This window comes from Candidatus Obscuribacterales bacterium (assembly GCA_019744775.1).
In the GTDB taxonomy this organism is placed as follows: Bacteria; Cyanobacteriota; Vampirovibrionia; order Obscuribacterales; family Obscuribacteraceae; genus SBAT01.
On record JAIETZ010000004.1, the window covers coordinates 513,405 to 526,558 of the forward strand.

13 protein-coding genes are annotated in these 13,154 nt (G+C 47.4%); 5 read left to right on the plus strand and 8 right to left on the minus strand.

Features of this window, described 5'->3' with window-relative positions:
* The first annotated feature begins 133 nt into the window (after positions 1 to 133).
* Positions 134 to 1,390, plus strand: coding sequence for a hypothetical protein (locus K2Y22_11655; GenBank protein MBX9879104.1), 1,257 nt, complete (start codon positions 134 to 136; stop codon positions 1,388 to 1,390).
* Between the two features lie 223 nt (positions 1,391 to 1,613).
* Here the strand turns inward: K2Y22_11655 and K2Y22_11660 are convergent, their stop codons facing one another.
* Both K2Y22_11660 and K2Y22_11665 read right to left on the minus strand, forming a co-directional pair.
* Positions 1,614 to 1,847: a hypothetical protein gene (locus K2Y22_11660; GenBank protein MBX9879105.1), complete on the minus strand. Its 234-nt coding sequence runs from the start codon at positions 1,845 to 1,847 to the stop codon at positions 1,614 to 1,616.
* Between the two features lie 143 nt (positions 1,848 to 1,990).
* Positions 1,991 to 3,229, minus strand: coding sequence for a hypothetical protein (locus tag K2Y22_11665; GenBank protein MBX9879106.1), 1,239 nt, complete (start codon positions 3,227 to 3,229; stop codon positions 1,991 to 1,993).
* A 105-nt stretch (positions 3,230 to 3,334) separates the two neighbouring features.
* Here K2Y22_11665 and K2Y22_11670 point away from each other — a divergent pair, with 105 nt between their 5' ends.
* The 4 genes from K2Y22_11670 to K2Y22_11685 are packed head-to-tail and all read left to right on the plus strand — an operon-like array spanning position 3,335 to position 7,734.
* Positions 3,335 to 4,228, plus strand: coding sequence for an SDR family oxidoreductase (locus K2Y22_11670; protein ID MBX9879107.1), 894 nt, complete (start codon positions 3,335 to 3,337; stop codon positions 4,226 to 4,228).
* Entirely contained in the window at positions 4,228 to 5,091 is an 864-nt protein-coding gene (gene pgeF / locus K2Y22_11675) for a peptidoglycan editing factor PgeF (protein MBX9879108.1), read from the plus strand. Before K2Y22_11670 ends, pgeF begins: the two co-directional genes overlap by 1 nt.
* A 41-nt stretch (positions 5,092 to 5,132) precedes the next feature.
* Positions 5,133 to 6,791, plus strand: a complete 1,659-nt coding sequence (locus K2Y22_11680) for a CAP domain-containing protein (GenBank protein MBX9879109.1) — start codon at positions 5,133 to 5,135, stop codon at positions 6,789 to 6,791.
* Entirely contained in the window at positions 6,784 to 7,734 is a 951-nt protein-coding gene (locus K2Y22_11685) for a VWA domain-containing protein (GenBank protein MBX9879110.1), read from the plus strand. The genes K2Y22_11680 and K2Y22_11685 overlap by 8 nt, the downstream gene beginning before the upstream one ends.
* Before the next feature lie 12 nt (positions 7,735 to 7,746).
* On the opposite strand, the gene K2Y22_11690 is transcribed toward K2Y22_11685, so the two are convergent.
* The 6 genes from K2Y22_11690 to K2Y22_11715 form a co-directional block, all read right to left on the minus strand.
* Positions 7,747 to 8,292: a universal stress protein gene (locus K2Y22_11690; GenBank protein ID MBX9879111.1), complete on the minus strand. Its 546-nt coding sequence runs from the start codon at positions 8,290 to 8,292 to the stop codon at positions 7,747 to 7,749.
* A gap of 68 nt (positions 8,293 to 8,360) precedes the next feature.
* Entirely contained in the window at positions 8,361 to 9,329 is a 969-nt protein-coding gene (locus tag K2Y22_11695; protein ID MBX9879112.1) for a hypothetical protein, read from the minus strand.
* 277 nt (positions 9,330 to 9,606) lie between these two features.
* On the minus strand, positions 9,607 to 10,089 hold the full coding sequence (locus K2Y22_11700; protein ID MBX9879113.1) for a hypothetical protein: 483 nt from the start codon (positions 10,087 to 10,089) through the stop codon (positions 9,607 to 9,609).
* A gap of 13 nt (positions 10,090 to 10,102) precedes the next feature.
* On the minus strand, positions 10,103 to 11,869 hold the full coding sequence (locus tag K2Y22_11705; GenBank protein ID MBX9879114.1) for a VWA domain-containing protein: 1,767 nt from the start codon (positions 11,867 to 11,869) through the stop codon (positions 10,103 to 10,105).
* Positions 11,870 to 11,872: 3 nt separating this feature from the next.
* Positions 11,873 to 12,391 carry a hypothetical protein gene (locus K2Y22_11710; GenBank protein ID MBX9879115.1) on the minus strand — a complete coding sequence of 173 codons (519 nt, stop codon included), beginning with the start codon at positions 12,389 to 12,391 and terminating at the stop codon, positions 11,873 to 11,875.
* Positions 12,388 to 13,020, minus strand: coding sequence for a tetratricopeptide repeat protein (locus tag K2Y22_11715; protein MBX9879116.1), 633 nt, complete (start codon positions 13,018 to 13,020; stop codon positions 12,388 to 12,390). The genes K2Y22_11710 and K2Y22_11715 overlap by 4 nt, the downstream gene beginning before the upstream one ends.
* Positions 13,021 to 13,154 lie beyond the last annotated feature (134 nt).

A 13,154-nucleotide genomic window follows, 5' to 3' on the forward strand; every position in this document is an offset into this window, starting at 1 on the left:
CAATGCCTGGCTTAGAAGGCATGCCGGCACTGAGAAATCAGAGAGCCGACAAGAAATTGCACAAGCTCCAAGGCGTCACGAAAGGACCAGAAATAAAATGACAAAGCGCGCCACAACTTTACGGAAACCTGGGATGATGCCACTCGCCCTAAGCCTCATGCTTGCATCGCAACTGGGACTTGGTACTTGTGCCTTTGCTGACGACTCAGCAAGCATCGAAATGTTGCAGAACAAAAATCTGCCGATACCGACAACACTGAAAGTCGAATCACAAGACTTAGTCGATGCCGCTCAAGAATCCAGCAAGAGCATCGCAGTTAGATCCGACATTACCCCAACCGAAACTACGACAACAGAAACGACTACAACCGTCGTCAAAGCATCTGAATCAACCTCTGAAGCTCCCGCTCCAGGTGCGGTTAATACAAACACCGCCCTTTCGCTTGGACCAATTCCATACGTACCGGCAGCACCACAGACTCCGCAAGCTCCTCTAACAGAGGCAGCAACAGCCGGTGGACCAATCATCATTGATAACGATGAAGAAGTAGAGACACAAGAAACAATCAAATATGAGGAAATGCCGACCGATGACGGCAAAACCGTCATCAAAGCCGGTGCTCGCTTCCCGGTTGTTATGCAGTCTGAACTAAACAGCAAAACAACCAAGAAGGGTGATCCCTTCCAAGCAAGAGTTAAGTACGAAGTAAAAATCGGCGATCGTCACATTGCTAATAAAGGTAGCCTTGTAACCGGTCACGTAAACTACGTTTTGCGCGCAAGAACAATCTTGGGCTCCATGGTAACGACAACACGCTTCTATCGCAACTCTGGTGTACTCGGATTTGAATTTGACGAACTCATCAATGAAAAAGGTGAGCACATCAAATTGGAAGCGCAACCGGCAAGAATGGCCCGCATCATTAAGAACAAGGCTGAGGGTCGTGAACTTGGTGTTAACCACAAAGGACAAATCACAGGTCCATGGTCAACTCAATTACGCTACAAAGCCATTCGTATCGGTATGAACTTCGCCATGGCTCCTTTAGGTCCGATGACCTTCGGCGCAATGCCTGTCGCCCTTGGTGTGATGGGGGCAATTCATCCGGATTTCGCTTTTGCTAAACCGGTAGGCTTAAACGTCCGTCACCGCCGTCTCAAAGGTTTCTTCTGGGGAGCCTTGAGTGGAGTGCCGGGATCGTGGTTGATTGAAGATACAACTGTTCGCGGACAGGAGGCAATCATTAAACCAGGTGATGAATTCCTCGCAGAAATGAATGAGAAGTTCACAGGTGAACAGGTAACTGATGCTTCGCTTATGCCGAATGCTTCAACCAAGGTTCGTGGCTCAATCGTGAAGGAAAAGCCATCCAAGGCAAAATCTAAATAAGTTCCTTGTCGATAACCTAGTAAATCAAAACAAAAGCCCTGCCTTACGGCAGGGCTTTTGTTTAAGGCTTGAATCGCACTCACATATCGATTGTACGATCACCAATTTTCTCTGCGAAGAGCCGCTGCATACGTGCCTCTGTCCTATGTAGGGGCGCACTGCGAAGGGCCCGCGCCTCTGTCCTGCGTAGGGGCGCATTGCATGCGCCCGTCCTTGTGTCGCGCTAATCCTCAATCAAATTAAGCCAATACTCGGTCCGCTCTTTCCAATCACAACCGTCGTTGCCGCAGGTAAGCGTCACGCGCGAGCCGCGCGAATCAATCTCTACAATATTGAAGCCGTCACGAACAGCATCAATGGTTTCAGCGTACTTTTCAAACTTTTGAACAGGCTTCTTGCACTTCGGGCAAAGCATCTTCTTGTTGGCAATTGCTTCTTGAATAATCGAAAGAGACATAGGACCTCGCTAAAATGCAATACATTGAAAGTATACTGCATGCGTGTCCTGCGCTCTGCGCCGGCAACATATATCGCAACTAAAAAGCCCCGCAGAAGCAGGGCTTTTTAGAGTTATCTATTTAGTTTACCTTGCAGTTGGAGCTAGAAGGCACCAGTGTACGGAGGTACTCCACCACCGGATATGGATACAGGAGCATCCAATTGCACTTGCATGCGCTGTCCGGATAGGATTTTCACATCATTACCCTTACGCATGGTCACGCTCTGAACGGCGCCTAAACCACCACCAATTGCTGTTCCCGACCAAGCACCACGGCCGGTGGCACGACCGGAACGTCCGGCGATTGCACCAACTGCTGTACCAAGAGCGGCACCAGCGCCTGCACCAACTGCTGTTCTAATTGCAGCTTGTCCAAGCTTGGTCTTCATGGTTTCCCCTTTGACGATATCGCTTTGGTCTCCACCGATGTCGGCGTACTTACCAATGCCACCAACAATGTGAGCACTGATTGGTGTCTCTATACCGTCCGGTGTGCGCAGGCGGTTGAACTTAATTCCAAGCATTCCGGATCTGCCAAAGAAGCCGCCGGATTTTGCTTCGGTTATCTGTCCAATTAGGACAGAGCCGGCTGGTATTGTACCTTCACCGAGATTTACCGGTTCGGCAACATTCGCTTGAATGGTATCACCGGATTGTGCAACTTGCGTTGAGATTGAAGTCGACAAAATGGTGTTCATAGTCAAGCCGGCAGGAGCGTATATTACGCGTCCTTGTCTCATCGCCGGATTCGGGTAGTTGGGGGTTGCTGCATAGTTAGTTGGAGGAGCGTAGCTGCCTTGTTGAGGATAGCTTGTCTGCGGCGGGTAACTTGCTTGCTGGTAGCTCGGTTGTTGGGGTTGCTGTGGTGCAGCCGCTGCTTGCGGAGCGCTGGCACGATAATCGCCGGACAACTGAGCGATATAGCTTTCTACAGAACCTGTGTCAACAAGCACGTGCCTTATGCCATCTGCCCACGTCTTAGCTAGAAGTGTCGGCGTGGTGCCGGCAGCTTTTGCGTTGGCATCATCAACAGTGGCAATTTGATAGCCATCGAGCGTGATAACAGGCAGTCCTTTTACATAGACAATATCAACTGCTTGCGGTGTGCGGTTCTTCGCAGCAACCAGTGCATTATCTAAATTACGTTGAATTGCTTCTGTGCGTTTGTCGGCAGTCATACCACCGGCAGCACTTCTATTTGTAATAACAACTTGTCCGGCCAATCGGACAGTTCCATCAGCAGCAAATACTGATAGCGGAGCAAATGCCAATGTCTGCGACAAGGCTATTGCTACGGATAAGACTTTTACTTTTGACTTTGACATATTTGAAAAACTCATTTTTTCCTTCACCTGTAGATACGGATTTGCACCCATCGAGAGTGATAGACTGCCAAAGTGTACCAATGTTCCCGCCCAAGTTGCTGAGAGCAGCCTAAGCTCTGCTTGAGATCATCTATAACCAAAAGCTGTCAAGCAGCCCGAGGCATTGAGATCTACTTAAAGCTAGGACCGCCTCAAGAGTCGACAATTGAGCCAATTATGCCTATAAATGGAACCAGTTTGAAGGGTAAAACGGCAGTAGTTACAGGTGCCAGCCGTGGCATCGGCAAAGCAATTGCATTAAAGCTTGCCGAATCAGGTGCCAATCTGGCTATTTGCGCTCGCAACCTCAAGACACTAAGCGATGTCAAGCAAGAGTGTGAATATTTTGGCATAAAGTGCTTTGCGCAGGTGGCTGATGTTTCATCTGAGCCGGCAGTAAATGACTTCATTCAGGCAGCTATAGATGAGGTAGGTGATGCCGACATCCTTGTCAACAATGCCGGCATTTACATAACCGAGCCTATCACCAATCACTCAACTGCTGGCTGGCAATCAGTAATTGACACCAATTTGACCGGACCCTTTCTCATGAGCCGCGCCCTCATCCCTTTGATGATCAAGAAAGGCTGGGGTCGTATTATCAATATATCGTCCATTTCCGGCAAAGTCGCTGAAATCTATGGCAGCGCCTATTCAGCCTCCAAGTTTGGTCTCATCGGACTGACGCAAGCACTTGCTTTAGAGACTGCCAAACATGGAATCACGGTCAATGCCATCTGTCCTGGTTGGGTAGCAACGGATATGACTTTTAATCAGTTGAATGACGACCAATACCTGACTCTCACAAACATTGAGCAAATTGATTCGGTTGATGTAGCCAGGCTTTCAGTGCCCCAAATGCGCTTTATCGACCCGGTTGAGGTCGCCGATCTCGTCACATATTTGTGTTCAGACAATGCAAAAGGTATCCATGGACAGGCCCTTAACATCTGTGGTGGTTTATCATTGCATTAATGAGTATGCAAGCACAGTCTCAAATGGATCTTGCCGCCAAGGCTCTAATCAAGAACGATTGGCCATTGGTGGAGACAGACGGCTTAACTCTTTTGTACTCCCCGCTTTTATCTCAATACAAAACTCTTACGCATGCTTTTACTACTCGTCTCGGCGGACAAAGTGTCGAGCCTGTTAACTCGTTCAATTTAGGCAAACATTGGGACGCAGATGGAGCACGAGCTGACGCTATAAGAAACAGGCAAGCACTGTGCAAAATATTTGATCTGCCGTTTGAAAATCTCATTGTGCCTCAACAAGTTCACTCAAGAAACGTTGCATGGATAACGGAGCACCAAGACTTGCCGGAAACAGATGGTGCCGCCACAGTCGACAGTCAATTTCCTATACTCCTGCAATTTGCCGACTGCGTACCTGTAATTCTTTTTGATAGAACAACAGATGCAGTATGCGTCGTGCACGCCGGATGGCGCGGAACGGCTGCCGGTATTTCCTCTTATGCGGCCAATATGCTGGCTTCTGTTTTAAACTCACAGACAAAAAATATTGTGGCAGCTATAGGACCATCAATTGGAAATTGCTGCTATCCAACAGGACTTGATGTAAAGGCTCAATTAGAGACGACAACATCAGCCAATTCATCTGAGTTGATAAGTTGGAAAAATGACGTTCCCCATCCTGACCTTAAGGCTTTTAATGCTCTGCAGTTGTACGAAGCAGGTGTGTCGGAAGTTGATGTCTGCAATAGGTGCACATCGTGCCAGAGCGACATTTTCTATTCGCACCGCCATAGCGGCGGAAAAACAGGCAGGCAAGGCGCATTGGCAGCCATTAAAAACAGGGAATTGGCGAGATGCAGATGAAGCAAGGTAATATCAACATAGAAGCCATAAGAGGTTGAACTGTGCGTAGGCAGGCAAGTCAAATTGATCCTCCTGTGCGCCGTTTAGGCATAGCTTTGCTGTCCGCGCTTGCACTTAGCTCTAATGTTTGTTTTGCTCAACATCAAAACATTGCTGTAGCCAGCCCGACTTTGCAGAAAATGACGCCTATTGCCGACAAGACTCAGGCTCCGTCCGCACCTGCTAAACCAGTTCATCCAGTAGCCAAAGAGCCGCAGGCTACACCTAAAGAACCCGGCAAAGATGAGTATCCAACTCTTGCCCGCATGGAAAACATCACTTTCGGTCATGCTAATTCCGGACTGCCTTTAGAAACTCGCTTGAATTATCTGGAAGCAACCATTTTCAGGCAGTCTTTCAACACTTTGACCCCCAACCAGCGTGCGGCAAAGTTGCAGGAGACATTATTTGGTGCTGTTGAAGATACTCATTTCCCAGGGGCTGTGGGCGGCGCCAGTCCAACACATCCACCACAAACTCCGCCTGCTCACCAAGCTCATCAGGCTCCAGCTCATGAGACATTAATGGAACCGGCAACCCCTTCCGGCGAATCAGGTGCTGTTAAGACGCAACGACAAGCAGAACAGCAACAAGAAGTCGAAGGACAGCAAGCTGAAGATCAACCTTTCTATCAAGCACAAATATCGATGGATGAACTAAAAATATTTGTTTTGCAAATGATCAACGACAGACGGCAAATGCAAGGTTTATCAACACTGTCTGTTGATGAAACAGCGGCCAAGATGGCCCAAGCCCAAGCTGACGATATGGGCAAGCGCAACGCAATTTCTCACTACAACGAAAAGGGTGAAAATCCAGACCAACGTTACACAAATGCAGGCGGCTCAGACGCTATAACAGAGTGTCTCACACTAGTTAGTGATCACGGTAAAATCAATCGCTTACTTGGGATGTACTTCCTGCGCGACTTGCTGAAAAGGCAAGACGACAGAGATGCCATCATGTCACCGGAAGCAACTGGATTTGGTTTTGCAGCTGCAGAAAATCACAACCACAACCGTGCATATGCCTGCTTTGAACTTGTGAGCAAACACGGCTTGATGCAACCAGTACCAAAAGAAGTAAATGCCGGAGACAAAATAGAAGTTAAAGGTGCAGTTTTCGATCCGTATACATTAGATCGCGTAACGCTGGCTTGGGAAAATCCAAACCCTGAAGCATTAGCCGGCGCCGATGAATCGGAAGAGGCATTACCTTATTTCCCGCCCTTGGATTTCGTGGCTTATGCAGGCAAATCAGAAAAGGACTGGTCAACTGGTATCGCCATGCTTAAAGCAGCAGGCATAGTTGCTTGTATGGCAGGCGGCATGTTCATACCACCAGTAGCATTGGCAGCACCAGCGATTACCATGATGGGTAATCCAGATCCAACTGCGGAAGCAAAGCCGGTATCCGATATTCCTGTAAAAGGCGGACTGAAAATGTCCGGTCCGCTGTTTAACGTGAAGATCGGCATTAGTAACGACAGCAAGCCTGGTCTTTATTACCTAACCGTGTGGGCAATACCTGCAGGCGGATCCAAAGCCGTGCCAATCAGCAGGAGAATTATTGTGGCAACCAATGATCACGCGAAGGGTCATGACAAAGATCACAACAAGGAAAATGATGACGACAAGAAACAGGAAAAGTCGCATGACTAGAATAATTCTGTTAGCGACAATTTCGCTGGGACTTCTCTTACCGGCGAAAGCTGCTGATGTAAAACCACCTTGCAATTGTGAGCACCTCGTGGCGCAAAAGCACGGCACATCTCTAACCGAGCCAACTCTGGGCATGCAAGAAACCGTGCCTTATCAGAAAGAGCCTTTAAGATCAGGCACGCAGTCAACAACTCTACGCAGCGGAACTGAATCCACAACGCTGCAAACGGGGACGAAAGGCGCGCTTATTCAAGGACAAGTCGAGCAAGAAAAAGGCCCGGTCAATATCTTAATACTGATCGATGCTTCTTATTCCATGAAGGAAGAGCTTGGTGGCGACATGCAAAAAATGGATGCCGCCAAACAAGTTTTGCAAAATGCTTTGACGCGCATTCCTGCTGATGTAAATTTGGGTCTGCGCGTGTTCGGTCACCGCTTCGAAGGAAATCCCTCTATAGACTGTCAACAAACTGCTTTGTTGGTGCCTTTGGGCAGAGGCAATAGACGCTCCATTATCGAGCAAATGCGGACAGTAAAACCGTATGGCTTGACACCTTTGACGTACGCCTTGCGCCAAGCCGCATTGGATTTAACGCCCATGCAAGGACCTAAAACAATCATTCTTTTAAGCGATGGTGCTGAAACCTGCGGCGGAGATCCTTGTTCGTTTATTGCCCGGCTGGAGAACATGGGCATCAAACTCAAAGTTGACATTGTCGGTCTTGGATTAAGACGCGACAAAGAGGCCAAAGAGCAACTCAATTGCATAGCTACCGTGTCAAATGGCAAATACTATGACGCCAATACTGCGGCAGAACTAATCGACAGCGTTGCCAAATCCGTAAACACAGCCATTCAAGGTCGAGTAATAACCAAAGTCAAAGATTCCGCAGGAATTATTGAAGTAGCTCCGGAAGTTGAAACCAAGCCCTTAGGAAAATGAGAGAACAATTTGTTAAATAGTTACGCGGGTGTCTGTCTTAATATTCATGTCAGTTAAGTGTCTGGTCACAACGTGTGCAAAACTTGAATTTGTTTGCTCGGATTCGAAAAGATCGACCGCACTGCTCGATTTAACAACAATGACAGGACACGGCAATTCACCAGCTAGTTTTTCTGCCAAAACTCGATTGTCCTTCGTCTCAGCCAGCATAATTACACTGGCGTCAGTTGATCTTGCCTTTATCTGCTCAAAAATATCACCGGTATCGACAAATTCTTCTACAGGTATGCCGTATCCTTCTGCTACCGCGGTGAAGAATTTCATTAAATAGCCACCCAATTCCTGTAAAGCGATGGCAATTTTTTGCTGCGCGTCGATGAATACTCCACTGCCGCATAGCCCTCGTCCGCTAAATTCCTCCAAATCCATAATCTGATGAGGATCGATAACAAATTGCGCAATAATATTTGAATTTAGCCGACGGGCCAACTTAATAGCCACATCGGCGGCGGTTAAACATATAGGAGGTCCTTGAATGCGTAAAAGAATAGTGTTCATGTTCGCCTCCAGCAACTAAAGTCAGTTCTTTTCTATTATTAACAGTAACCCCCAGAGCAGGCATCATCCTAGCGAACGATGTGTTCAGACGACTCGTTACTAGCCGAGCCGATGGATTGCTTCTCCAGAGAGGCAATTTCATCCAAAACCTTTGGTTCAGCAAGGGCAATTACGCCATTTATATTGCGAACATACAAACCCTTGCCGTAAGTATCATCGATTTCTTTTTGATCAAGTTCCTTGACTATCTCATAAAGGCTCGGTCTGAGCATTCCCAACGTCTTCCTGCTGGCAGAATTGAAGCGATAAAACACTATTGCTTCAGACAACATTTCCATCGGACTTACGAAGTACAAGCTTGCTGGAGTTATTGTGGCTTTCGCCGCCATTTCAGAAGACGTAATCCGCTGCGCGTCTAATTGCCTCAACACAATTCGACCATCAGTGGTCATTGGTCGCCCTTGCCGATCGCAACGCACCCAGAGGCGCGTACTATCATTGAATTTGTATAGATGCAAGGCACTTTCTTTCGATTTCAGCAACCATCCACACTCATTAGTTTTTGGATTATAAAACGATGAATAACCAAGCTTTTTTGCAATTGACCAATTCTCAGCCCGATAAGGCTTCCAGCCTAATTTGAATTGCATGTGATGCCCCAACTCATGCATCAGGCTACGCTCCAATCCGATTAACGATACTGTTTCATATGGTTCCACAAATATGGCCGGTCTGTTGTCCTTGTCAAAGCCCCAATTAGCAGCAGACCCCAGACACCTGGGTTCAGCCAGAAAATAAAACTTTATTCCCTCACCACAGTTCTTCTTCAATAATTGGCTGGGAGTGGAGTGAGATAAGGCATATTCGAGAGCCTGCAATTCTCTTTCTGTTGGTGTACGGGCTTTGACATACCAGACTTTTTGAGAATATGGTCCATAACTGGCATCTGTTGTTAGCTCACCATCTTGTCCGATCTTTACATCATAAGTTCTACAAAGGTCTGCGATCTTTTCTACAACACGAGTTCGGTTTTCCATTCTATAACTGGGTTTGGAAACTGGCGCGCTATTGTCGGGACTCTGAGCGGTTATTGCCACCGTAACTTTTGCCCTTAAACCATCAAAGGCTGTCCTTCGCACATACATGTAAGCGAGAAGGACAATTATCAAAAATAACAGTAGACAAACCCGTACTTTCATAATTGCAGCAACACTAAGGTGCGGTCAAAACCTATTTCTAGTTGACCTCACTTTAGTGTTAGTCAGCTTCCATCCAAAGAATGATTGATTGGATAAAGCTAACTGACCACGTTAATTAAGTACTGAAACGAAAACGCACTATGGGGAATGTATACGTGCGAGAAAAGGTATAGGTGCCTGATTGCGTGAAGCCGTTGTTAAACCAGACAATTGGCGCAAAGGGTAATTTTGCCGTTGATCTTGTTTCCACAGTTACGAAAGGCGTCTGTGTGGGCGGGGGATTACCTGCATAATCGTTATAGATGATATTTCCGTACAGTGCCGGTGAGCTTGTGAAAAAGCCGCCGCCGGCATGAGCCTTCAAACTTGTTTCTGCCAGAGTACGCGCTTCCGTGGGGTTAGAGCCATGAGCAGCAGCACGTGCCGCATCGCGGCAAGCGCGATCGTTAGCGGAGGCGCCCAATAGCAAAACACATATGTCAGTGCAAATGTACATAAACAGTAGAAGCCAAAAGGCAAAACAGACAAATTCAATGAGGACGTGTCCGGCATTGCGGCAGCGCATTCTTGCAACTTTTCGAGATCTTATACTAGTCACTTTCAACGCCTCTTTAATCAGAATGCACAAGTTCAACCAGGTGTCTGGCAATTTGCTCAAATACTCTTCTCAGATTGCCGCTATTGGTGACCAAACTAAATGTGCCGCCATTACCGGCAATAGCTGCCATGCCACCAGTAGTTTCATTGCTATTAGTGTCATTGAGAATTGCTGTTTGTCCCGGAATAATGTCCGGATTTTGAGCAAGACCAATTGTATAAATGGACACTCTGGCATTTTTTGCTTTTACTGCCGCCTTTCTGGCGTTACCCCAAGGGTCACCATCCAATGGACCGCCATAAGTAGGCTGACCATCAGTGAAAAGAACAATCGCCTTTTTAGAGCCTAGCCTTCCGTGCGTTGTTAATTCGTCGACAGCCTTGCTGACGGCAGCGCCGATATTTGTACCACCCAAGGGCACACATGAAGCAATCGCCGCGTCGGTTTCCGGATAATGTCTGGCACCAGGTGCAGGATCCAATGGAATGACAGGCAAAGGAAATCCTGTATTGGCACCGTAAGTAGCGGCATCATCAATTGCGTATCTTGTTTCAACAGAAGTCGGACCACTGCCAATTTGATGATCGAAGGCCACAAAACCGAAGTGAGCATCAGTGTCTGTATTCAAAATATCAATGAATAATTGTCCGGCCGATTTAGCATCTTGCAGTGGCTGCAGTTTTGATTTTGCCAAATTGAAATAAGCTTGCTGATAACCAGGACTCGGACTGACAGCAACAGCGGTATTTGCTTTGCTGTTGTTAAATACCGTGGCATTTTCTAGATTACCTCTGGCAGCTTCTACCATAGTCGCCACGTTCGGGAAGCTGTAACCGTTACCGTTGAAACTGGTGAATGTGTTGTTGCCATCTAGATTAACTACAACGTCAGTAAAGACAGCCCAACCAGGATATGTTGGTGCCGTGCCTGGTGGATAATTACCTGGAGGCGAGCCTGCTTCGGACGCACCTCCGGAAAGTGATCTCAATCCGGGAACGCCATAGTATTGCGCAAGATATTCCGAAAACCAGAGTTGCGCATTGTAATACGCATCTGATGCTATGTGCGGTTGGACACCATTTAGACTTGTGCCATTTGGTCCAGGCAGCATTATGTCGTACTGCTTACCGCGCGCTGGTCCATTAGCACCGGTCGGCACCTCGTAGACAATTTTGCCTAGAGTTGCATCCCAAGAACGCTTAATGAAAGTCACAGGCGTCTGATCATCTATGGAGCCCGAGGTGTCAAAACAAAGTACAAGATCAAGAGAAGGTACAGCACCGAAAGCAATTGTCCTCAATGCAAAATTTGATAGACCCAAGAAAGGCCCAAACGCCGGTGTTGCGCCAAAGGTTGAATAGAGTTTCACCACTTTGCCGTTTGGGTCATTCATGCCGACAACATTGTGTGTGACAGGGTCAATAAATTCAAAATACAAAACGGCTTCACCAGGAGCCGGATTGGCATTCATAGCACCGAGGGTACTGTTTGTTAATTGAATGCCGATGATGCTGTTGCGCTTAAATAAATTGACGGCAGTATCAATTGCATCCTGGTGAGCGGCGGACGGATCAGTATTTTCTTCGCATGTAAGCGTTGCCACAGCAGCAAGCGCTGCAGCATCGGTCACGTTTTGCAATTCTTGGTGAGCAATCTGCACTCGCCCAATTTCAAAAGCAAATAGACCTATGATAGGCATTAACACAAAAGCCAGCCCAAGCATGAGCATGGTTAGCGAAACACCTTTTTGATTACGTTGTCTGATCAAAATCAATTTCATGAACTACACACTAAGACCTTGAGCGTTTTCAGCATAGCGCTGGTCTTTCACTGTCAGATTAATAGGCGTTGTCAGTCCCGGAATGCTGCCGAAAACACCAACGTTGTATGGGATCAAGGGCTGAATGACACCATTCAAGGTAACTTCGATATGATAGGTGTTGGCAATAGAGTCAGCCGGTGTTGTTAACGGGCTCGTGAAGCGAGCGACTGCTTTTGTGGCGGTATTGGTCACTAAGATTGCAGTTTGCATGCTGGCAATTTGCACACCACCAAAATTGTTAATTGTCTGATGTGCAACACTGTCTGCAAGTGTGGCGGCAGTCGGATATCCATTAATGCTGGCAGAGAAAGAACGCGCACGACTAGCCGCTGTCACCGCATTGTGAGCAGCCATAAACAAGAAAGTGGTGCGGATAGTGACTGCCACCAAGTCAAGCATGGGGAAGAAAAGTAAAAAGATGAGGAACCAAAGTACGATTGGTACTTCGGCAATAAACGATCCTCTTTGACGGCGCTTCACTTCTTAAATCCCCCTTGAGGCTGTTCTTTCACGCTGCGATCAATGCGATCGAGCATGGCAGGCAAATTAGTTGGTTTGCTTACTACTTTGAGCAGGCTCGCTAATTGTCCTCGTACTTGCGCGTCACGGCAGCTATTGATGCCTTCAGTACAAGCTTGCTTGGCCTTTTCCATATCCTTATTTGCCATATAGGTCTCAGCCAAACGACCATGAGCAATTGATAATTGCGGGTCTAATTTCACTGCTTCGGCAAGAGCTGCAGCAGCTTCAGTACGTCTATTGGCGTGCAAATAAGCTTCGCCCAACCAATAACGGTCCATAGCGTCACTGCCCGTCATTTTGGTCACATCTAAATAAATTTGGGCTGCTTCATTGAATCTCTCCGATCTAATAAGAGCAAGACCGAGCATGCGGCGAGCATCAATGTCTGAAGGCGCCATGTAGACCGCTCGATTCAAAGATTCGACAGCCTGCGGGTAAGCACGTGTCTCCATCAGGGAGCGTCCCTGACTGAAAGCTGCTTGAGCTTCAGGGTTTGTTGGATTAGCCTTAGCCGACATCCAAAGACCGAACGACATGCAGGCAAGTAAAAACAGCGTCCGCTTGTTGCTATACAGAAGGTAATACATCAAAGTAGATTCCTTTTGCGGACAGATAAGTCCGCGTTGGTTTCAGCAGGCCATAGGAGCGGGCGCATACAATACGCCCCTACAGTCCACTTGATGTTACCAGCGTAATAGTTAGGCAGACAAGACTCTGCTTA

Bases quoted from the DNA above. Each gene is read 5' to 3' on its own strand.
- K2Y22_11690 (MBX9879111.1), bottom strand. From the start codon at position 8,292: ATGAACACTATTCTTTTACGCATTCAAGGACCTCCTATATGTTTAACC.
- K2Y22_11705 (MBX9879114.1), bottom strand. From the start codon at position 11,869: ATGAAATTGATTTTGATCAGACAACGTAATCAAAAAGGTGTTTCGCTA.
- K2Y22_11665 (MBX9879106.1), bottom strand. From the start codon at position 3,229: ATGAGTTTTTCAAATATGTCAAAGTCAAAAGTAAAAGTCTTATCCGTA.
- K2Y22_11695 (MBX9879112.1), bottom strand. From the start codon at position 9,329: ATGGAAAACCGAACTCGTGTTGTAGAAAAGATCGCAGACCTTTGTAGA.
- pgeF (MBX9879108.1), top strand. From the start codon at position 4,228: ATGAGTATGCAAGCACAGTCTCAAATGGATCTTGCCGCCAAGGCTCTA.
- K2Y22_11715 (MBX9879116.1), bottom strand. From the start codon at position 13,020: ATGTATTACCTTCTGTATAGCAACAAGCGGACGCTGTTTTTACTTGCC.
- K2Y22_11660 (MBX9879105.1), bottom strand. From the start codon at position 1,847: ATGTCTCTTTCGATTATTCAAGAAGCAATTGCCAACAAGAAGATGCTT.
- K2Y22_11655 (MBX9879104.1), top strand. From the start codon at position 134: ATGATGCCACTCGCCCTAAGCCTCATGCTTGCATCGCAACTGGGACTT.
- K2Y22_11685 (MBX9879110.1), top strand. From the start codon at position 6,784: ATGACTAGAATAATTCTGTTAGCGACAATTTCGCTGGGACTTCTCTTA.